This is a genomic window from Mycolicibacterium arcueilense (genome assembly GCF_058536225.1).
The window spans coordinates 66,411-87,544 of sequence record NZ_JBZTYL010000010.1 but is presented as its reverse complement, the minus strand read 5'-3'; the positions used below and the strand labels follow the sequence as shown (position 1 = coordinate 87,544).

Below are 21,134 nucleotides of genomic sequence, written 5' to 3'. Positions count from 1 at the left end.
AATCGTCAGCTCAGAGTCGGTCCATTTCTCGCACCAGGCGGCCTGAACTCAGCCGACCAACTCCTGTCCCAGGTAGTCGTCGGGTGTCCGCACTCCGCCGGGCACCACGAACACCGCCGACCCGATCGCGGTGGTCCACTGGTTCAGCGCATCGAACTTCGCGAGACGCCGTTGTACCGGGAGGAACTGCTCGTCGATGTCGCGTTGGAAAGTCGCGAAGATCAACCCGCTGTTCGACGTCTGGCCGGGTTCTGCCGGGTCGTCGTAGTTGTAGGGCCTACGCAGGAACCGCTCGCGGGTGCCCCGATGATGGGCCAGCGCGACGTGGGAGTTCTGCGGGATGACCGGAATCCCGTTATGTGTCAACGCGAAATCCGGTTCGTCATGCTCACGGCTGCCGGTCAGGGGAGCACCCGAATCCAGGGTGCGGCCGACGGTGAACTCCTTGCTCTGGCGGTCCAGCTCGTCCCAGGTGTCCATGTGCATCGCGATGCGCCGGATGACCATTAACGTGCCACCGACAAGTCCCGGGTGGGCCGGTCCCGACATCCAGACCAGATCGTCGAAGTCGGCGGCGGCCAGATTCGCGGTGCCGTCGACCTCCAACACCAGCTCAACGAGGTCCGCCGCAGTGTGGGCCGCACGACGTTCGAAGCCCGGGAAGCACGAGTGGTGAGCGTCAGCCAGACCTATCCCACCGACGCCGCCGATCTGTGGGATGCCTGCACCAACATCGAGCGGATCCCCCGCTGGTTCCTGCCGATCACCGGCGACCTGCAGGTGGGCGGCCGTTTCCAGCTGGAAGGCAACGCCTCGGGAGAGGTGCTGACCTGCGAACCGCCCCGCTCCTTCACGACCACGTGGGAGGCCATGGGCGCCACCAGTTGGGTCGAGGTCACCATCATCGAGGCCGGCGAGGGCCGCGCCACTTTCACGCTGGACCACATCATGCACTCGGGCGACGACGACGAGTTCTGGTTGCAGTTCGGCCCCGGGGCGGTCGGAGTCGGTTGGGATTCCGCACTTCTCGGGCTTGCCGGATACCTCAGCGGCGGCGACCGCATCACCCCGGAGGAGGGTGCCGCCTGGGCGGCCGGTGACGAGGGCCGCGCGTTCATGACCTCCGCCAGCGAACTCTGGTATCAGGCAGACCTGGCGGCCGGCGAGGATCCGGCTCAGGCACGCGCCGCAGCTGATCGCACCGCCGCGGCGTACACCGGCGGCTGACCTGCGCGGACGCGACGTGACGGGGTGCGGCCACAGCACCGCCGTACCCTGTCGTTGTGCCTGACCTCCACCCGAACCTGACCGCCCTGGCTCCCCTGCTCGGCACCTGGGCGGGTCCCGGGGCTGGTGAGTATCCGACGATCGAGTCGTTCGAATACCTCGAAGAGATCACCTTCGGCCACGTCGGCAAGCCGTTCCTGAGCTACAGCCAGCGCACCAAGGCCCGCGATGACGGTCGCCCGCTGCACGCCGAGACCGGATACCTGCGGGTCCCGGCGCCGGGGCGGGTCGAATGGGTGCTGGCGCATCCGACCGGCATCACCGAGATCCAGGAAGGCACCGTCCGCGTCGTCGACGGGCGCATCGACATTCAACTCGCGGCGACCACTATCGGCCTGACCGCCTCGGCCAAAAACGTTGCGGCACTGTCGCGTTCCATCCAGGTGGTCGGCGACGAACTCACGTACAACCTGCAGATGGGCGCGGTCGGACAACCACTGCAGCACCACCTGTCCGCCACCCTGACCAGGAAGACCGCATGAGCCCAGACGGCAAGATCGCCCTCCCCTCCAACCTCGACGCGGTCACCGACGTCGGCGACGAGGATCATTCGGACATCGACCCGAAGGCCGTCGAGCGCGTCTGGGAATCGGTCCGGTACTGGTACGGATCCGGCATGCACCCGGCCATTCAGGTGTGCTTGCGGCGCAACGGAAAAACCGTGCTGAACCGGGCCATCGGCCACGGCTGGGGCAACGGACCCGACGACGCACCGGACGCCGAGAAGATTCCCGTCACCACCGCGACCCCGTTCTGCGTCTACTCGGCGGCCAAGGCGATCAGCACCACTGTGGTGCACATGCTCGTCGAGCAGGGGCACTTCTCCCTCGACGACCGGGTCTGCGACTACCTGCCCAGCTACACGAGTCACGGCAAGGACCGCACCACCATCCGGCATGTGGTGACCCACAGCGCCGGAGTCCCGATCCACACCGGTCCGCGTCCCGACGTCACCCGCGTCGACGACAGCGAGTACACCCGGGAGCAACTGGCCCTGCTCAAGCCGGTGTACCGGCCGGGCCTGGTGCACATCTACCACGGGCTGACCTGGGGCCCGCTGATCCGCGAGATCGTCTCGGCGGCCACCGGTCGCAACATCCGCGACATCCTGGCCGACGAGATCCTCGACCCGCTGGGTTTCCGGTGGACGAATTACGGCGTTGCCGCAGACGAGGTTCCGTTGGTCGCGCCGAGCCACGTGACCGGTAAGCCGCTGCCCGCGCCGATCGCCGCGGCATTCCGGGCCGCAGTGGGCGGGACACTGGACCGGATCATCCCGCTCAGCAACACCCCGTTGTTCCTCACCAGCGTGATCCCGTCGTCGACCACCGTCTCCAACGCCGACGAACTGTCTCGGTTCGCCGAGATCCTGCGTCGCGGAGGCGAACTCGACGGGGTCCGGATCATGAAGCCGGAGACCCTGCAGGCCGCCACCACGCCCTGCCGGCGGATGCGTCCCGATGTGGCGACCGGCCTCAAGCCGATGCGCTGGGGTACGGGCTACATGCTCGGTGGAAAACGCTTCGGGCCGTTCGGCCGCAACACTCCCTCGGCGTTCGGACACACCGGCCTCGTCGACATCGCGGTGTGGGCCGATCCGCAACGCAGCCTGTCCGCCGCGATCGTCAGCAGTGGCAAGCCCGGCGCGCACCGCGAGGCAAACCGCTACCCCGCGGTGCTGGACCGGATCGCGGCCGAGATGCCGGTCGGCTGAGTCTCGTTCGCCGGGTCAGCGCAGCTTCTCCCCGTACACCCGCTCGACGGTCAGCGTCATCAGGACCCGACGGTCGGAGACCATCACCGACCGGTACTCGTCCCAGTCGGGGTGCTCCCCTGCCGCGCTGCGGTAGTAGTCGACCAGCGCCTCGACCTCGGGGCCGTGCGGATCGGTCCCCGGGCCGGTGAGCGTCACCGGCCCTTCGGCCGTGGCCCAGGCCCAGCCGTCCGGGCTGGTCACCTCGAGCGCAGCCCGGGGATCGCGGCGCAGGTTGACCGTCTTGGCTCGGCCTTCGGTCATCGACACGTAGATGACGCCGGCGGCCCGGTCGTAGAACGGTGTCACCGGCGACAGCTGTGGAATACCCGAAGCCTTGATGGTGGCCAACACGCCGAGGCGGGCCTCGGCCAACAGTTCATGCGGATCGAACGGCGGGTTAGATGAGGTGGCGGTCACATCTGTGCGCAACCGCCGACCGCACGCCTGCTATTCCAGGAGCCTGCCGATGCCCGACGACGCTGTCCGCGACGATCTCGCCGAACTGCTGCGCCGGAGGGCGCTGACGGAGGACGCCGGCCGGCCCGACGCGGTCGGTCGCCGTCACGCCGCCGGTGGCCGCACGGCGCGGGAGAACATCGCCGACCTGATCGATGACGGTTCGTTCGTCGAGTACGGGCGGTTCGCGATCGCAGCGCAGAAACAACGTCGCAGCGCCGACGACCTCATCGAACGCACCCCCGGCGATGGTCTGCTGGCCGGAACCGCGCGAATCGACGGCGCCGCATGTGCGGTGCTCTCGTACGACTACACCGTGCTGGCCGGAACCCAGGGCGCCATCGGCCATCGCAAGAAGGACCGACTGTTCGAGATCATCGAGCGGCTGAAGTTGCCGACGGTGTTCTTCGCCGAGGGCGGCGGCGGCCGTCCCGGTGACACCGACATCCCGACGGTCTCGTCGCTGGAGATCCGGGCGTTCGCGTTGTGGGCCGGACTGTCCGGCCTGGTGCCCCGCGTCGCCGTGGTCAAGGGCCGGTGCTTCGCGGGCAACGCGGTGATCGCGGGGGCCGCCGACCTTATCGTCGCCACCGAGGACAGCTCGATCGGAATGGGCGGACCGGCGATGATCGCCGGCGGCGGGCTGGGTGAGGTCGCCCCCGACGACGTCGGCCCGATCTCGGTGCAGGCGCCCAACGGCGTCGTCGATGTCGTGGTCGCGGACGAGGCTCAAGCCGTCGCCGCCACCCGGAAGCTGATGGGCTACTTCACCGGACCGGTCGCGCGTGGCCCCGTTACCGATCAAACCCCGCTGCGCACAATGATTCCCGAGCGGGCGCGGCGCGCCTACCCGGTGGCGCCGATCATCGAGACACTGGCCGACACCGGATCGGTGACCTTTCTGCGCGAGAAGTTCGCCCCGGAGATGGTGACGGCGCTGGCCCATATCGACGGCAGGCCCGTGGGCGTAATCGCCAACAACACCATGGTGATGGCCGGTGCCATCACCGCCGCGGCCTCCGACAAGGCCGCCCGGTTCCTGCAGCTGTGCAACGCATTCGGCCTGCCGGTGGTGTCGCTGGTCGACTGTCCGGGCTACATGGTCGGCCCGGCAGCCGAAGCCGAAGCCTTGGTGCGGCGCGGTTCCCGGATGCTGGTGGCCGGGGCAGCGCTCACGGTGCCGTTGGTCGCAGTGATCCTGCGGCGCGGTTACGGCCTTGGGGCACAGGCGATGTGCGGAGGAAGCCTCCACGAGCCGCTGCTCACCGTCGCGTGGCCGGGTGCCCACCTGGGTCCGATGGGATTGGAGGGCGCCGTCCGCCTGGGTCTACGCAAGGAACTGGAGGCCATCGCCGACGACGACGAACGCGAGCAGGCCGTGCGGGCCGCCACCGCGGCCGCCGAAGAGAATGCGCGGGCGCTCAACTCCGCATCGTTGTTCGAGATCGACGACGTCGTCGACCCGGCCGAAACCCGGGGACTGATCGCGGCCACGCTCGCCGCGGCCGCGCAGCACGAACGCCCCTCACCCCGTGCGCGGTTCGTCGACACCTGGTGACCGTCAACCACAAGCCCGAACCGTTGACTACACGCTGTAGTAGACGTAACGTCCGGACTGTGTCCAATAGTCCTCCTCGCGTGCGGGGTCGGCAGTGGAGTTTCGCACAATGGGGACTGCTGATCATCTCGCTGTTTCACGTCGTCCAGGCAATCATCGGGTTCATTGCCGAGCCGAGTTTCGCCATCGGACCGGATGCGCCGACGACACCCATTCTGGGCATGGATTACAACGGTTGGCATGCGGTGGCCGGCCTGGCGTTGTTCGGCCCGGGCCTGGTGCTGTGTTGGCGAAAATCGTGGGCCGTGCTCTATCTCCTTCTGGCCGCGGTGGCCGGGGCGCTGCCCGGAATCTGGGCGTTCTTCTCCAATCAGGTGGCCGTGATATTCGCCTTCCCCAACAACACCACGGATGCGATCGTGCACCTGGCAACCGCTGCGGTGATGCTGGCCGTGGCCAGTGTGCAGATCTACCGCGATGGAGGACTGCGAAACTCGCTTGCCGGGCTAACGCTCAAGCGGTAAACCTCAGCGGTTTGCTGGAGGCCTCCCGGATAACGATTCGGTTACTACACCCGTAGCCGCACATCACGATCAATTAAGAATGGCGTCCGGTCTCTGAGACATTTCAAGATCATCGGACCCAATTGGGTGATATTGAGGCGTAATTCACGGTCGCCTGCCGTAACACATCCACACCTGTCACAGCTGTTTCACAGCGCAGAGGTTTTGCTCGACGCCGATGCGGTTACTTTCGAATTCGGGCCGGGGAAAGCGATCACGGATCGCGACCCAATGAGAATCCCAGAATCCCGAAGGAAAATGATCATGAAATTCACTGGTATCACCGCGCGCCGCGGAATTGCCGGCGCTTGTGCCGCGGGCCTGCTCGGCGGCGTCGCCGCCGCAATGATCGGCGCACCGAGCGCAGCCGCCGCACCCGACTGCAGCGCCAGCGGAGTGGCGGGCACCGTCAGCAGCACCACGGGCGCCGCTCGCGCTTACCTGGACAGTCACCCCGGTGCCAACCAGGCGGTGAGCGCCGCGTTCACCCAGCCGCGTCCGCAGGCCGCGGCCACGCTGCGCGGCTACTTCACCGCCAACCCGCAGGAGTACAACGACCTGCGCGGCATCTTGGCCCCCATCGGGGACACGCAGCGTGCGTGCAACGTCACGGCGCTCTCCCCCGAACTGGCCTCGGCCTACTCGGAGTTCATGGCCGGGTAGTCCACTGGATAGCGTGGAGGTAAGCCCACACACGTCAAGGAGGACGGATGGCGAACCCGTGGCAGGTGGTCCGAGGCAACCGCGGCAGGAAGGTGGCCGGGCAAACGACGACCCACATCCGTAAGCGCAACCCGTCTCCGCTGGAACCGGCCTGGACACCACCGCCGGCTCGCTTTGGGATCGGCGTCCACCACAACGTCGCGATCCGCGCTTCCGACGGCACCGTGCTGCGGGCCGACATCCACTATCCGACGATTCCCGAGACCGGGGCGCCGGCACCGGGACCGTTCCCGGTGCTGTTGTCCATCACCCCCTACGGCAAGAAGGCCCCGCCGCCGGCCGCCCAGATCGGCGGCGGGGCCACCCCGTATCTGATCCGGCGCGGCTACATCGAGGTGATGGCCGACGTGCGGGGCACCGGAGCCTCGGGCGGATCGTTCGAGATGCTGGGTGCCGTGCAGGTCCAGGACGGCGTCGACCTGGTGAATTGGGCTGCGACGCTGCCGAATTCCAATGGCAGGGTCGGAATGTTCGGCATCTCGTACCTGGCCATCAACCAGCTCCTCACCGCCGCCGCGGTCGGTCCCGACTCACCGTTGAAGGCGATCTTCCCGGTGATGGCGGGCAATGACTTCTACCGCGATGTCGTCACCATGGGCGGCGTGCCGCACATGCGCACGGTGCGCGCCTACGGGGCTGTCTATTCACTGCTGAACGTCGTCAACCCGGTGCTGGAGTTCGCCAAACGCGGCACTCACGAACGGCCGCGCGCCGGCGGCCTGGCCGCGGTGCGCCAACGCGGACGTGACCAGCGGCAATACTTCAAGACCATGATCGGCGACGCCACCGCCGGTGGGGACACCGCGTTCGACGGGCCGTTCTGGGACACCATGCGGGCGTCGGACGTACTACCCGACATTGCGAAGAACAAGGTCGCCGTGTTCCTGATCGGCGGCTGGCACGACGCTTTCCAGCGCGGCGCTCCGCTGAACTACACCGCACTGCAGAACGCCTACACCGGCCGGCCACCCAACGCTCCCATGGAGCCCGGCCAGCCGCTCTCGGGCCGGGTGCAATTGATGATGGGGCCCTGGTACCACGTCTCGGACATGGACGGGTTGCACGTCCATGCGTTGCAACTCCGCTGGTTCGACCGCTGGCTCAAGGACGACGCCGACGCCGAGGTGACCGGCCCTCCCATCCGGTTCCAGGCCATCGGCAGCTCGAAATGGTTTCAGGCAGAGGATTATCCGTTCCCTGAAGCCACGCCGACCCGGCTGTACCTGGCCGAGGGCGGGCACCTCGTCACCGAGCCGACTGCCGAGCAGACCGACGCCGTCCTGCGCTATGCGGTCCGTGGGCCCATATCCGGCCGCAGCCTCGAACAGTGGACGCTGGGTATGGGCAGTTTCATGGCCGCCCAGACCGGACGGCGCATCCGCTACGACCTGGACAACCGTCGCCTGCAGCGTGAGGCCCTGACCTACACCACAGAAGAGTTCAGCGAAACCCGGCTGATCGCAGGTCCGGTCACTCTGACCGTGCAGGCGACGGCTGACACGACCGAGACCCTGTGGGTGGCCCATCTCGACGACGTCGCCCCGGACGGGGCCAGTCGGCCGCTGACCCAGGGTGCACTGCTCGGCTCGCATCGGGCCCTGGATCCGGACAAGACCTGGTACCTGTCTGACGGGACGGTGCTCCGGGCGCATCACATCAGCACCCGCGCCGCCAGCGAACCGGTCGTACGTGGCGAGCTCACTCGGTATGACCTGGAGATCTTCCCCACCGCCGCGTCGATCGAACCGGGCCACCGGTTGCGGCTGACCCTGACCACCTACGACTTCCCGCACCTCGTCCCCACGCAGCCCGCGCGGGAGGCACTGGTCGCCGGAACGTACCGAATCCGTCAGGGCGGCGACGCACCGTCGAGTCTGCTCATCCCGTTGGCCGAGCCCGCCGCGTTCACGCCGGACGAGTAGCGCGGAGGTACGTAAGCTTGCCGGCCAGGCGGATGTGCCCGTAGCCCACTACCGCGCAATCGAATCCGGCCGTCTCGAACAGGTGCGGCAGAGCGTCGCCGCGCACGTCGACGACGTGTAATACGCCGCCGGGCCGCAGGACCCGAAACACTTCGGCGGCAGCGGCCGCCTTGGTCGCCTCGTCCAGGTGGTGCAGCATCATCGAGGACAGGGCCAGGTCAAACCGGGCGTCAGCGAAGGGCAGTTCCTGGGCGTAGGCACGCTCGAAGCGGATACCGGTCATCCCATTCGCCTTTCGCTGCGCCCGCTGCAGTGCCCGTGGGTCGGGGTCGGTGGCGACGATATCGGCGGTGGGACAGGCTTTCTTGACGCGGACAGTCAGATTTCCGGTACCGCAGCCTATTTCGACGACCCGCCGGCCGGCTGCCGGTCCGGCCTGGGTGACCAGTTCCCGATAGGCGGGGCCCATCCCCAGGACCCGGGTCAGCAGGTCGTAACCGGGCAGGAACGCGTCACGGCCGGCTGCAGGCACGTAGTCATGCCGGTTCTTCAACAAATATGGACGATGTTCGGTCATGCTTTCCATAGTCCAGCTTTCTGGGCAGGAATAGTTGAGTGAAGATTGGCGATATCAGGATTATCTTTGGCATTGTGTCCGACGCGTCCCGATTGGTTCGCCACCGCGATGGTGTCCCGGTCTACCGATATTGGACCGACCGCGATGCACCGCCGGTGTCGGTGACCCGAGGCCGGCGTGCCGAACTCCCCGAACACCGGCCGCACATCCACGACTTCCCGGTGCTCTGGTACGTACCGACCGACGGGGTCATCTACGTGGTCGCGGCAGGTGAGGTGATCGACCCACGGCCGCTGACCGCCGAGGCCGACGGCATCGGCGTGTTCTTCGATCCCACTGCGCTGGGGCACGACGCCGCATCGCCCTGGCCCAGCTGGCAGGCTCATCCCCTGCTGTTCCCGTTCCTCCACGGCCGGTCCGGCGGGCTGCTGCAGTTGCAGGTTCGGGCGGATCGACAGCCACTGTGGGACAACACCATCCGGTTCATCGAGGAGGAGCTGGCCGCCCGGCGTACAGGCTACCGTCAAGCGGCGTTGGCCCATCTGACCCTGCTGCTCATCGATCTGGCCCGGCTCGCCGACGACGTCGTGAGCGACCTGCGGCGCAGCGGAGAGCCGTTGCTGGCCGAGGTCTTCTCGGTGATCGACCGCCGGTTGTCCGAGCCCCTGTCGCTCAGCGACGTCGCCGACGAGGTCGGGATGACAGCGGGTCACCTCACCACGCTGGTGCGGCGACGGACCGGTCGCACGGTCGGTGAGTGGATCAACGAGCGCAGGATGAGCCGGGCACGCGAGCTGTTGGGCGAGACGGAGCTGCCTGTCGCCGAGGTCGCCATGCGGGTGGGTGTAGCCGACCCTGGATACTTCAGCCGCCAGTTCCGCCGGACACACGGCGTGTCACCACGTGAGTGGCGGCGGCCGGGCTCTGGCGGCATCAGAACCGAATCACCTTGATAACAGAGGGGTTACGCCGGGCGCGGCCCCGGTAGTCGCAGCTCAGGCATTGTTAGCGTGCCGGTGTGAGACTGAAAAACTTCGGTCGGGTGTCGCGCCGCGTGGCGGCTGCGGCGATTTCAGGGTTGATGTTGCCGGCACTGGTGATGGCTGCGCCGACGCCGACCGCCGCGGCGTATTCGCGCGATGGCCTGCCCGTGGAACGCCTGCAGGTGCCGTCGGCCGCGATGGGCCGCGATATCACCGTTCAGTTCCAGGGCGGCGGGCCACAGGCGCTGTACCTGCTCGATGGCCTGCGCGCCCAGGATGACAACAACGGTTGGGACATCAACACCGCCGCGTTCGAGTGGTTCTACAAGTCGGGCATCTCGGTCGTCATGCCCGTCGGAGGGCAGTCCAGCTTCTACAGCGACTGGTACCGCCCCGCGGCGGGCAGTGCGGGCACCACCACCTACAAGTGGGAAACCTTCCTCACCCAGGAACTTCCGGCCTACCTGGCTGCCAAACGCGAGGTCGCGCCGACCGGCAATGCCGTCGTCGGGCTGTCGATGTCCGGTGGCGCGGCACTGAACCTGGCGATCTGGCATCCAGCCCAGTTCATCTTCGCCGGCGCCCTGTCCGGCTTCCTGAATCCGTCGCAAGGCCTGTGGCCCACGATGATCGGGTTCGCGATGAAGGACGCCGGTGGCTACAACCCCACCGACATGTGGGGCATCTCCAGTGATCCGGCCTGGCGTCGCAACGACCCGACGGTCAACATCAACCGGCTCGTGGCCAACAACACCGCGATCTGGGTGTACTGCGGTAACGGCGTTCCTTCCGAACTCGACGACCCCGGCGGCAACTTCGGCACCCTGTACAGCGCGCAGTTCCTGGAGAACATCACGATCAACTCCAACAAGGAGTTCCAGCAGAAGTACGTGGCTGCGGGCGGGCGCAATGCGAAGTTCGAGTTCCCTCCCAACGGGACCCACGGGTGGAACTACTGGGGAGCCCAACTGCAGCAGATGAAGCCCGACATGCTGAGGGTGCTCAGTCAGAACGCTGCGGCGGCCGCTGCTCCGCCCGCTCCGGCTGCTCCGGCTCCGGCCGTGCCGGGTCAGGCCCCACCGGCTGTGCCCGGCCAGGTAGCTCCTACCCTGCCCGGCCAGGTCGCTCAAGTGCCCGGCCAGATCGCTCAAGTGCCCGGCCAGGTCGCTCAGGTGCCCGGCGTCGCTGCAGCACCCGCTGCACCCGCCATACCCGGCCAGGTGCCCGGTGTAGCCGCCGTGCCTCGGGTCGCCGGGGTGCCCGGAGTTGCTCCCGCACCGGCGGCCCCGGTGAGCCCCGGCCTGCAGACCATTCCCGTCGCGCTGCCCCGGGCCTGAGCCACGACACATCACCGATACAGATGACTTCCATCTAAAACCATCGTTGGACTTGATGGTCTGATACGACTGTCATGGAGACATGACACGCACCCGCCTCGCCCTGGCCGCCTTCGCGTCGATCGCCGCGGCCGCCACCCTCACCGCTCCGACCGTGCTCGCCGACGATCCGACTGCCGGGGTCTCCCGCACCGAACTTCAGCGTTCTGCGGCTCCCACACCGGGTTTCGAGATCATCCAGACCCGCTTCGAAATCCCGGTGGGCAAGGAGTCGGGCCGCCACAGCCACCCCGGACCTGAGGTGGGTTACATCGTCCAGGGCGACGTCGACATGGTCTTCGACGATCGGCCGACCCAGCACCTGCATTCGGGCGACCCGTTTCTCATCCCGGCCGGCGTCGTGCACAACGCCCGCAACGTCGGCACGGTGCGGACCTTGATGCTGTCCACCTATGTGGCGCCCGTCGATCAGCCGTTGGTGACGATGTATTGATCCTCCGGCCGCACGCCACGGTAGATGCCGCGGCGGACGATCCATGGCTGGAGCACCCGTTCGATCGACCAGGACGGGAACCGGAAGGCAAATCCGTTGGGAGCGAACACCTCCAGGCCGTCGGGCTGCACTCCGAGCACCGAGCCCCACCGGCTGGACGGCGGACGGTAGGTGCGCATCGTGCCGCCGGTGAAGTAGGCGGTCACGTTTCGGGCTAGCAGGCCGTCGGCCCGGTTTCGGGCCGAGGAACGCAGCGGGTCGGTGGCCGCGACATCGCCGACAGCGAATACGCCATCGTGTCCCGGCACCCGCAGTTCCGGTGTCACCCGCACGAACCCGCGCTCGTCGAGGACGTCCGCCGGCAGCCAGTCCGTGTTTGGCCGGACCCGGCCGATGGCCCACAGCACCGCATCGGCCTGTACCGACGGTTGGCCCGTGCTCCAGTGGACCGGTTCGGAGGTGATGGCCGCGCAGTCGAAGCCCTCCGGCACCACGGCTCGATGCCCGGGGTTCAGGGTCACGCCCGCTGCGGCCAGCCTGTCTTCGACCCGCTTCCGGGCCCGCCAATGGTGCTGCGGCAGAGGATGTTCGCCCGGGTAGTACAGCCCCACCCGGGTACCCGGCCACCGAACGGCGATATTGGCCGCACTGCTGGCCGCCGCTGCGCCACCACCGATGACGGCAACCGAACGTGCCGAACCCAACCGTTCGTGCGCAGTCCTCAGCCCAGCATCGACATCGCCGACCGACTGCAGCACCGCCTGCCGCCAGAAGCCGTTCGTCACACCGGTCGAGATGACCAGCGCGTCATAGGGTTCCACCTGCTCGTTCCCGTCGGCGTCTCGCACGCTGACCGTGCGTGCCGAAAGGTCGACACCGGCCAACGTGCCGTGCACGGTGCGGACCCGGTCGAGTTCGCGGAACCGGTCGAAGCCGATCCAGTAGTTGCGTGCCCAGTCTTCGGGCCGGGCCAACCGGGTGCCCAGTTCCTGACCGCTGACCAGACCGGGGTTGACCGAGATGCCGACGACGTCGAAGCGACGCGCCAAGCGGATCGCGGTGAGCACTCCGGTATCGCCGAGCCCCGCAATCACCACGCGCTTTCGGTCCACGCCCGTGGACGCTACCGCCCGCCTGCAGGACGGCAGACCCCTTTCCCTATCGTGGCTGGATGAGCAGCGTCGCTGATGCGGACCGGGTCGCCGACCTCGCCCGCCGGGTCGTGGCCGACCACGACCCCAAGAAAGTCCCGATCCCGGAGTACCTGGCCGCCTGTTACGACGCGGGCCTGTCCTGGGTGCACTTCCCCGAGGGCCTCGGCGGTCTCGGGGTGTCACGTGGTCTGCAGGCCGTGGCCGACCGCATCCTGCAGGGCGCCGGCGGGCCCATCCCGCTGAGCCTGAACCCGATGGGCTACGGCATGGCCGCACCCACGGTGCGCGAGCATGCCCAGTCCGACAAGCTCAAGAAATCCTGGCTGCGGCCGCTGGCCAGCACTGAACACATCTGGTGCCAGTTGTTCTCCGAGCCTGGCGCAGGATCGGATCTGGCCGGGCTGGCCACGTCGGCGGTGCCCGACGGCGACGAATGGGTGCTGAACGGGCAGAAGGTGTGGACCAGTCTGGCGCACCGTGCCCGCTGGGGTCTGCTGCTGGCCCGTACGAATCCCGATGTGCCCAAACACAAGGGCCTGACGTACTTCGTGCTGGACATGCACGGTCCAGGCGTCGAGACCAGGCCGCTGCGACAGATGACCGGCCAGGCCGAGTTCAACGAGGTGTACATCACCGACGCCCGCATCCCCGATGCGCACCGGCTCGGCGCAGTGGGCAACGGCTGGAACGTCGCGATGACCACCCTGATGAACGAGCGCAGCGCGCTCGGTGGCAGCGGCAATCGGCGCGGAGCCGGGACCATCTCGGATGCCGTGGCGCTGTGGGCATCACGCCCGGACCTGCGGACTCCGGTGCTCCGGGACCGGCTGAGCCAGCTCTGGCTGCGTTCGGAGGCCCAACGGCTGACCGCCGAGCGGTCCCGGGCGGCCGCCACCGTCGGAGGACCGGGGCCTGAAGGCTCGATCGGCAAGCTCGTCGGCGCCGAGCTCAACCAGCACATCTACCAGTGGTGCATGGATCTGCTTGGGCCCGAGGGGATCATGTATCACGGCTACGGGACGGGTGACCGGGACGACGAGCAGGACGGCAAGGACTGGCGCGGGCCCATCCAGCAGCGCTTTCTACGCAGCAAGGCCAACACGATCGAAGGCGGCACCTCAGAGGTGATGCGCAACATTCTCGGCGAACGGATCCTAGGGCTGCCCGGTGATCTGCGCGCCGATGCCGGTATGCCGTGGAAGGAGATCCCGCGTGGCTGAGGAGTTTACGGATCAGCCCAAAGATGTGGTTGAGAAGCTTGCGGATCAACCCGACGAGCAAGTTGAGAAGCTTGCGGATCAGCCCAAAGATGTGGCTGAATCTGAGTTCGCGTTCACCGACGAGCAGGCCCAACTGCGCACGGCGGTCCGAAAGTTCTGTGCCGAGAACTTCTCCGAGCCGACGGTGCGGACGCTCATGGAGTCCGAGCCACGGTTCGATCCGAAGGTGTGGGCCCGGTTGGGCGCCGAACTCGGCGTCCTCGGCCTGGCGGTTCCCGAGGCCGACGGCGGAGCCGGCGGCACCCTCGTCGACCAGGCCATCGCGGTCGAGGAACTCGGGGCGGCGCTGGCCTGCGGACCGGTGTTCGGCACGGTGCTACTGGCCGTCCCCGCTCTCGTCGCAGCCCCGGCCGGCCCGGTGCGCGACGAACTGCTCGGCGCACTCACCGAAGGCACGCGCACCGCGGCGTTCGCGGTGCCGGATCGGGCCGGTGCGTTCGATCCCACGGCGGTGAATGTGACTGTCGCCGAGGACGGGACATTGACCGGCACGGTCGAGCGCGTGGTTGACGGCGACGCCGCGGACACCTTGTTGGTGGCGGCCGCCGGATCCGGCGGCGTCGGCCTGTACGTGGTCGACGCGTCGGACGCAGGAGTGCAACGCACCCCGCTGACCACGCTCGACCTCACCCGACCGCAGGCCACCATTGTCTTGACCGCGGCTCCCGCCCAACTGGTGGCCGGACCCGACGAGGCCGACCGCATCATCACCCACACGTTCCAGGTGGCGGCGACGCTCCTGGCCGCCGAACAGATCGGAGCCGCACAGCATCTGCTCGATCTGTCCGTCGAGTACGCGAAATCGCGGCTTCAGTTCGGCAGGCAGATCGGGTCGTTCCAGGCCGTCAAGCACCGGTTGGCGGATGACCTGGTCGACCTCGAGCATGCCCGCTCGGCGACCTATCACGCGGCGTGGGCACTGACCGACGGCACCGACGACCCGGCGCTGGCAGCCAGCATTGCGCAGGCCACCGCGTCGGCGGCGTTCGCCAAGATCGCGGCGGACACCATCCAGGTACACGGCGGCATCGGGTTCACCTGGGAGCACCAGGCGCACCTGTACTTCAAGCGGGCCACCACCGATGCCGCCCTGTTGGGCAGTGCGGAAGCCCATCGGTCACGCGTGGCCGACCTCGTGCTCGACGATGCCCCGGCCGATCGCGTCCCGTGGGTGGCGACGGGCACACAGTGATCGGTTGAAAAGACGCGGCGGGCCTTCTGCGACCGTAAGATCCCGCTGATGGACAGCCCCGTCGAGCACCGCACGCTGGCGGTCGACGGGGTGCGGTCGCCGGTGCTCGTCGCCGGCGCGGCGCAACCGGACGCCGGCGAGGCAGTGGTGTTCGTGCACGGCAACAACGCCGGGGCCAGATGGGACCGTTTGCTGATGCCGGTCGCCGGTATCGCTCGGGTGATCGCCCCGGAGATGCCGGGATTCGGTGCGGCTGACAAGCCGGCCCAGTGGCCGTACACCGTGCCGGCATACGCCGCACATCTGGGCGCGCTCCTCGACCAACTCGGCGTCGAGCGCGCCCACCTCGTCGCCCATGATTTCGGCGGCCCCTGGGCACTCGCCTGGGCGGTCGACCATCTCGACTCGGTAGCCAGCATCACGCTGATCAACACCCCCGTGGTGATCAACCACTTCGCCGCCAAGCTGTGGCGGACACCCGTACTGGCCGAGGCGTTGTCGCGGATCGGGAACCCGGCGGTGCTACGTCGCGTGCTCGCCATGCGCGATCCGGGGCTGCCCGCCGACGCGCTGGAGTCGATCGCCGAGCACATGTTCGCCCGTGGCACACCCGATGCGGTGTTGAAGCTGTACCGATCCACCGGCCCGAATGCCCTTGCCCCGTATGTCGATCGGCTCACCGAGTTCACCGGCGATGTCCTCGTGGTGTGGGGCGCCGATGACCACTACGTGCCGTACGCACAGACGGACGAATACCGCCGGATCTTCCGGAACTGCGAGGTGCAGCCGGTGCCGGGGACAGGTCACTGGCCGTGGCTCGAGCAGCCCGACACGGTGGCCGGACACGTCACCGAGTTCCTGCGCAGGCAGCTCGGGAGGACCCGGTGAAACTACGCCGCATCCGCACCGCCACCGGCCTGAGTGTGCAATCCCTTGATTCCGAAGGTAATTGGTCTGAGTACTCGGACCTCACGCCCCTTGGCGGCCGGGTGTTCGACGAGGCCTGGCTGACAGCAGCGGCCGACCGCCAGCTGCACCACAGCGACCATCTCATGCCGTTCCAGCCGGTGTCATTTCGCGACTTCATGTTGTACGAACAGCACAACATCGACGCGGCCCGCGGGCTGATCCGGCGCTTTCACCCCGGCCTCTACCGGGTGACGTCGCTGTTCGAACGCGTCACCGGTCGCCCGGTACCGCAGTTCAAGCCGAAGCCGCTGTTCTATGAGCAGCCGATCTACTACATGTCCAACGCGCAGACTTTCGTCCCGACCGGCACCCCGGTGGCGGTCCCGGACTACTCGCAAGCGCTCGACTTCGAGTTGGAGATCGGATTCGTCCTGGCCGCACCGCTGTTCAACGCCACCCCCGATGAGGCTGCCGAAGCGATCGGAGCATTCGTCGTACTCAACGATTTCAGCGCGCGCGATGTGCAGCGACCCGAAATGCTCAGCGGTTTCGGGCCGCAGAAGTCCAAGCATTTCGCCAGCTCCATGTCGGACGCCGCGGTCACCGCCGACGACATCCTGCTGCGCATCGACACCCTGACCGGTTCGGTTGCCCTCAACGGAAAAGTCGTCAGCACGGTCAGCAGCGCCGGGATGCAGTACAGCTTGGGCCAGGTCCTGGCTCACGCATCACGCAGCGAACCGCTGTATCCCGGGGAGCTTTTCGGCACCGGGACGCTGCCGGGCGGAAGCGGCATGGAGACCGGGCACTGGCTGCGTCGCGGAGACACCCTCACCCTGATCCTCGACGACATCGGCCGCATCGAACACCGGATCACCTGACTACCGGGCTGCGGCGTCGATGGCCTTGTAGATGCGCTGCTCGCTGACCGGACGCGGCGTACCCAGCTGCTGGGCCCACAGGCTCACCCGCAACTCCTCGATCTGCCACGCGATGTCACGGATGTCGGCCGCTGCGGCCCGTCCCGGCGAAAGCGCCTGAACCAGTTCGTCATAGGCATCCTCGACAGCGTGCACACGCGACATCCGGTCCCGATCGGCGCCGAGCGCCTGGGGGAGGCGTTCCAGCCGGCGGGTGATCGCGGTGACATATCGGGTCAGGTCGTTCAGCCGCGCTATCCCGGTCTCGGTCACAAAACCCTTGGGCAACAGCCGTTCCAGTTGAGACCGGATATCGGCTACCGCATCGGCCTGGGCAGCTGACGGCTTGTCGGGCAGCCCGACCTGCACCTCGTGCGCCGCGGCCAGCACCTTCTCCACCCGGTTCACCCCAGCTTGGGTCGTGGGGCCGAGCTCCTTGCCGGCCCGGGCCAGAACCTCGGCGAACTCCGCCTTCGTCCACACCGGCTTGGGCACCAGTACGTCAGCAGCCGCATCGGCGCAATCGTCGAGCAACGCGGCCAGCGAACCGTCGGGATTGGCGTTGAGCGCCAGCCGGGTGCGGGTGCTCAGGCCGCGTTCGATCGCCTTCACCGGTGAGGGTGTGGTCAGCCGCAGTAGACGCCGCAGGCCCGGCCGCATGGCCGCAGCCTGGTCGGCCGGGTTGGCGAACACCTTGATATCGACGGCTTTTCCGGTGTCGACGAAGGCCGGATATCCGCGGACTGCGTGTCCGCCGCTGATGTTCTCCACTGTGCGCGGCAGCTCGTCGAGATCGTCGGGCCACGCCCGCAGCCCGGTGCGTTCCAGGTCGCCACCCAGTGCGTCGGCCACGGCCTGTGCGACGGGCACCGCGAGCTGCTCACGCAGCGCGTCGATGTTCTTGCCGCGGGCCACCTCTTTGCCGTCGGCCGATTCCACGGCGAAGGTCATCCGTAGGTGGTCCGGGATCTTGCTCAGGTCGAATGCATCGATCGGCACCAGAATGCCGCTGCGCCTGCGTAGTTCACGCTGCACCTCGTCCAGCAGGGACCCGGCCGACGGATCGATGTCACCCAGGATGGCCCGCGCGGTGTCCGGCGCCGGGACGAAGTTGCGGCGCAGGTCCTTGGGCAGCGATTTGATCAGCGCGGTGACCAGTTCCTCCCGCAGGGCCGGTACCTGCCAGGCGAAGCCGTCACCACCGAGGCGGGCCAACACCCCCACCGGCACATGCACGGTGACGCCGTCATCGGCCGCCCCGGGCTCGAACCGGTAGGTCAGCGGCAGTTCGAGATCGCCGGCCTGCCAGGTATCGGGGTTGTCCGCGCCGTCCTCGGAACGCAGCAGATCGTCACGGGTGAAGGTGAGCAGGTCAGGTGTCTTGTGCCGCTGCTTCTTCCACCATGCGTCGAAATGGCGGGCGGAGACGATATCGGCCGGGATACGGGCGTCGTAGAGCGCGTAGATGTCGTCGTCGCTGACCAGCAGGTCACGCCGACGGGCCCGCTCCTCGATCTCTTCGAGTTCGGCCCGCAGCCGCGCGTTGTCGCGGAAGAAATGGTGACGGGTCTGCCAATCCCCCTCGACCAAGGCGTGGCGGATGAACAACTCGCGGCACAGCTCCGGATCGATCTGGGTATAGCCGATCTTCCGGCGCGGAACCAGCGGCAGCCCATAGAGCGTGACCCGCTCGAACGCCACGACCGCACCGCGTTTGGCCTCCCAGTGCGGCTCGCTGTAGTTGCGCTGCACCAGATGTCCGGCGACGCGCTCTATCGCCTCGGGCTCGACCTTCGCAGCGATGCGGCCGAACAGCCGGCTGGTCTCCACCAGGTCGGCTACCACGATCCAGCGGGGCGGCTTCTTCGTCAGCACCGAGCCGGGCGCCAGCACGAACTTGGAGTTGCGGGCGCCTTGATAATCGCGGGACTCACCCTCGCGCAAGCCGACGTGGGACAGCAGGCCCGCGGTCAGCGCGGCGTGGATGCTGGCCGGCTCGGCCGGCTCGTCACCCTCCCGGATCCCGATGTCGCGGGCGATGCTGCGCAGCTGCCCGGTCAGGTCCTGCCACTCCCGGATCCGCAGGTAGTGCAGGAACTCCTCGCGGCACATCCGCCGGAAGGCATTGCCGGAGCGCTGGTTCCGTTGCTCTCGCAGGTAGTTCCACAGGTTGAGGTACGAGATGAAATCCGAGTGCTCGTCGGCGAACCGAGCATGCTTCTGCCGCGCCGCCTCTTCCTTGTCCGTGGGACGCTCGCGCGGGTCGGGGATCGACAGTGCCGCGGCCAGCACCAGCACCTCACGAACACAGCCCTCGGTGTCGGCCTGCAGAATCATCCGGCCGACGCGCGGGTCGAGCGGCAGCCGGGCCAGCCGTCGCCCGACATCGGTCAGGGCACCCGCGGCATCGAACGCACCGAGCTCCTGCAGCAGTTGGACCCCGTCACGGATGCTGCGGGCGTCCGGCGGATCCAGAAACGGAAACTCCGCGATGTCGCCGAGTTGCAGGGCGGCCATCTGCAAGATGACCGCGGCCAGGTTGGTTCGCAGGATCTCCGGATCGGTGTAGCGCGGCCGAGATTCGAAATCCTGCTCCGAGTACAGCCGGATGCAGACACCTGGAGCGGTACGTCCGGACCGACCCGCCCGCTGTGCGGCTGACGCCTGCGAGATCGGCTCGATCGGCAGCCGCTGCACCTTGGTGCGGCGACTGTACCGGGAGATCCGCGCGGTGCCTGGGTCGACGACGTAACGGATACCCGGCACGGTGAGTGACGTCTCGGCCACGTTGGTGGCCAACACGATTCGCCGCCCGCTGTGGCTGGGTTGAAACACCTTCTGCTGATCGGCGGTGGGCAGCCGCGCGTAGAGCGGCAGCACCTCGGTGTTCCTCAGGTCCTTCAATGCTTCTGCGGTGTCCCGGATCTCGCGTTCCCCCGACAGGAAGACCAGGACGTCTCCCGGGGGCTCGGACTCGAGCTCGCGAACCGCGTCGACGATGGCCTCGGTCGGATCCCGCACCTCGGTACGCACGATCTCGTGGTCGGGATCGTCGGGGTCATCGTCTTCCGAAGGCGGTGCCGGGACTTCCAAGGGGCGGTAGCGGATCTCGACCGGATAGGTGCGCCCGGAGACCTCGACAATCGGGGCACCATGCCTGAGCCCATTTTCGGCACCGCCGCTGAGCCCATTTTCGGCACCGCCGAAGTGCGCCGCGAACCGCTCCGGCTCGATGGTGGCCGAGGTGACGATGACCTTGAGATCCGGTCGGCGGGGCAACAGCTCGCGCAGGTAGCCCAGCAGGAAGTCGATGTTGAGGCTGCGCTCGTGGGCCTCGTCGAGGATGAGGGTGTCGTAGCGCAACAGCCGGCGATCTCTTTGAATCTCGGCGAGCAGAATGCCGTCGGTCATCAGTTTGATCAGGGTGGAATCACTGGCCTGGTCGGTGAATCGCACGGTGTACCCGACGGCGTCGCCGAGCGGGGTGCCGAGTTCGTCGGCGATGCGTTGGGCGACGGTGCGGGCGGCCAGCCGGCGGGGCTGGGTGTGGCCGATGGTGCCGCGAATGCCGCGACCCAGCTCCAGGCAGATCTTGGGCAGCTGCGTGGTCTTGCCGGACCCCGTCGCACCGGCGACCACCACCACCTGGTTCTCACTGATGGCCTTGGCGAGCTCGTCGCGGTGTGCGCTGACCGGCAGGTCCGGGTAGGTGATTGCCGGGACCGCGGCCTGGCGGGTGAGTACGAGGCCTTCAGCGGTCGCGATCTGTTCGGCGATCTTGGCGGTCTCGCCCCCGCGCAGATTCCGCAAGCGGCGGCGCAGCCGGTCCGCGTCGCGAATGGTCAGCCCGTCGAGGCGGGAGCGGAGCTCGGCGACTGACGGTTCGGACACTCGGTCAAGGATAGGGGTTTGACCCTGTGTGATGCAGATCACATCAGATACTGAACTGGCAACCTCCGGTTCCGTAGCCGTAGGTTGCTGCAACCTACGCTTGCGTACCCCGTCAGGACTGGTCGACGCTGAC

The 21,134-nt window shown here is 67.6% G+C and carries 18 protein-coding genes and 1 pseudogene; 14 read left to right on the top strand and 5 right to left on the bottom strand.

What is annotated here, in order from left to right; translation table 11 throughout:
- Positions 1-48 precede the first annotated feature (48 nt).
- Positions 49-612 (bottom strand): annotated as a pseudogene (locus AC4LGL_RS15570) (Dyp-type peroxidase); the annotation flags it as partial.
- On the opposite strand from AC4LGL_RS15570, the gene AC4LGL_RS15565 reads away from it, so the two are divergent.
- The 3 genes from AC4LGL_RS15565 to lipE are packed head-to-tail and all read left to right on the top strand — an operon-like array spanning position 583 to position 3,001.
- Positions 583-1,227 (top strand): SRPBCC family protein, encoded by a 645-nt coding sequence (locus AC4LGL_RS15565; protein ID WP_491839701.1) that lies wholly within the window; start codon positions 583-585, stop codon positions 1,225-1,227. The pseudogene AC4LGL_RS15570 and the gene AC4LGL_RS15565 overlap by 30 nt on opposite strands.
- Before the next feature lie 56 nt (positions 1,228-1,283).
- Positions 1,284-1,769, top strand: a complete 486-nt coding sequence (locus AC4LGL_RS15560) for a peroxynitrite isomerase (protein ID WP_491839545.1) — start codon at positions 1,284-1,286, stop codon at positions 1,767-1,769.
- On the top strand, positions 1,766-3,001 hold the full coding sequence (gene lipE, locus AC4LGL_RS15555) for a lipase LipE (protein WP_491839544.1): 1,236 nt from the start codon (positions 1,766-1,768) through the stop codon (positions 2,999-3,001). Before AC4LGL_RS15560 ends, lipE begins: the two co-directional genes overlap by 4 nt.
- A gap of 15 nt (positions 3,002-3,016) precedes the next feature.
- Here lipE and AC4LGL_RS15550 read toward each other — a convergent pair whose 3' ends face one another.
- Positions 3,017-3,460, bottom strand: coding sequence for a PPOX class F420-dependent oxidoreductase (locus AC4LGL_RS15550; RefSeq protein WP_491839700.1), 444 nt, complete (start codon positions 3,458-3,460; stop codon positions 3,017-3,019).
- A 49-nt stretch (positions 3,461-3,509) separates the two neighbouring features.
- Here AC4LGL_RS15550 and AC4LGL_RS15545 point away from each other — a divergent pair, with 49 nt between their 5' ends.
- The 4 genes from AC4LGL_RS15545 to AC4LGL_RS15530 all read left to right on the top strand — a co-directional run bounded on the left by AC4LGL_RS15545 (position 3,510) and on the right by AC4LGL_RS15530 (position 8,265).
- Positions 3,510-5,057: an acyl-CoA carboxylase subunit beta gene (locus AC4LGL_RS15545; RefSeq protein ID WP_491839543.1), complete on the top strand. Its 1,548-nt coding sequence runs from the start codon at positions 3,510-3,512 to the stop codon at positions 5,055-5,057.
- 59 nt (positions 5,058-5,116) lie between these two features.
- Positions 5,117-5,581, top strand: a complete 465-nt coding sequence (locus AC4LGL_RS15540) for a DUF4383 domain-containing protein (RefSeq protein WP_491839542.1) — start codon at positions 5,117-5,119, stop codon at positions 5,579-5,581.
- Positions 5,582-5,884: 303 nt separating this feature from the next.
- Positions 5,885-6,283 (top strand): heme-binding protein, encoded by a 399-nt coding sequence (locus AC4LGL_RS15535; RefSeq protein WP_491839541.1) that lies wholly within the window; start codon positions 5,885-5,887, stop codon positions 6,281-6,283.
- 179 nt (positions 6,284-6,462) lie between these two features.
- Positions 6,463-8,265, top strand: a complete 1,803-nt coding sequence (locus AC4LGL_RS15530) for a CocE/NonD family hydrolase (RefSeq protein WP_491839699.1) — start codon at positions 6,463-6,465, stop codon at positions 8,263-8,265.
- Here the strand turns inward: AC4LGL_RS15530 and AC4LGL_RS15525 are convergent.
- A complete protein-coding gene (locus AC4LGL_RS15525) occupies positions 8,249-8,842 on the bottom strand; it encodes a class I SAM-dependent methyltransferase (protein ID WP_491839540.1) in 594 nt (197 codons plus the stop codon). The genes AC4LGL_RS15530 and AC4LGL_RS15525 overlap by 17 nt on opposite strands.
- Positions 8,843-8,916: 74 nt before the next feature.
- Here AC4LGL_RS15525 and AC4LGL_RS15520 point away from each other — a divergent pair, with 74 nt between their 5' ends.
- From AC4LGL_RS15520 to AC4LGL_RS15510, 3 genes are all read left to right on the top strand, one after another.
- Entirely contained in the window at positions 8,917-9,795 is an 879-nt protein-coding gene (locus tag AC4LGL_RS15520; protein WP_491839539.1) for a helix-turn-helix transcriptional regulator, read from the top strand.
- Between the two features lie 128 nt (positions 9,796-9,923).
- The gene (locus tag AC4LGL_RS15515) at positions 9,924-11,162 is read left to right on the top strand and encodes an esterase family protein (RefSeq protein ID WP_491839698.1); all 1,239 of its coding nucleotides are present in this window, start codon (positions 9,924-9,926) and stop codon (positions 11,160-11,162) included.
- Positions 11,163-11,244: 82 nt separating this feature from the next.
- Complete coding sequence (locus tag AC4LGL_RS15510) at positions 11,245-11,655, top strand: cupin domain-containing protein (RefSeq protein ID WP_491839538.1); 411 nt, start codon at positions 11,245-11,247, stop codon at positions 11,653-11,655.
- On the opposite strand, the gene AC4LGL_RS15505 is transcribed toward AC4LGL_RS15510, so the two are convergent.
- A complete protein-coding gene (locus AC4LGL_RS15505) occupies positions 11,631-12,767 on the bottom strand; it encodes an FAD-dependent oxidoreductase (RefSeq protein WP_491839537.1) in 1,137 nt (378 codons plus the stop codon). The genes AC4LGL_RS15510 and AC4LGL_RS15505 overlap by 25 nt on opposite strands.
- A 59-nt stretch (positions 12,768-12,826) precedes the next feature.
- Here AC4LGL_RS15505 and AC4LGL_RS15500 point away from each other — a divergent pair, with 59 nt between their 5' ends.
- Genes AC4LGL_RS15500 through AC4LGL_RS15485 form a run of 4 tightly spaced genes read left to right on the top strand, consistent with a single transcriptional unit; the run spans position 12,827 to position 17,071 of the window.
- On the top strand, positions 12,827-14,029 hold the full coding sequence (locus tag AC4LGL_RS15500; protein ID WP_491839536.1) for an acyl-CoA dehydrogenase family protein: 1,203 nt from the start codon (positions 12,827-12,829) through the stop codon (positions 14,027-14,029).
- Positions 14,022-15,281: an acyl-CoA dehydrogenase family protein gene (locus AC4LGL_RS15495; RefSeq protein WP_491839535.1), complete on the top strand. Its 1,260-nt coding sequence runs from the start codon at positions 14,022-14,024 to the stop codon at positions 15,279-15,281. The genes AC4LGL_RS15500 and AC4LGL_RS15495 overlap by 8 nt, the downstream gene beginning before the upstream one ends.
- Before the next feature lie 48 nt (positions 15,282-15,329).
- Positions 15,330-16,169, top strand: a complete 840-nt coding sequence (locus tag AC4LGL_RS15490; protein WP_491839534.1) for an alpha/beta fold hydrolase — start codon at positions 15,330-15,332, stop codon at positions 16,167-16,169.
- The gene (locus AC4LGL_RS15485; RefSeq protein WP_491839533.1) at positions 16,166-17,071 is read left to right on the top strand and encodes a fumarylacetoacetate hydrolase family protein; all 906 of its coding nucleotides are present in this window, start codon (positions 16,166-16,168) and stop codon (positions 17,069-17,071) included. Before AC4LGL_RS15490 ends, AC4LGL_RS15485 begins: the two co-directional genes overlap by 4 nt.
- On the opposite strand, the gene hrpA is transcribed toward AC4LGL_RS15485, so the two are convergent.
- The gene (hrpA, locus tag AC4LGL_RS15480) at positions 17,072-21,001 is read right to left on the bottom strand and encodes an ATP-dependent RNA helicase HrpA (RefSeq protein WP_491839532.1); all 3,930 of its coding nucleotides are present in this window, start codon (positions 20,999-21,001) and stop codon (positions 17,072-17,074) included. It abuts the gene before it with no gap.
- Positions 21,002-21,134: the final 133 nt, after the last annotated feature.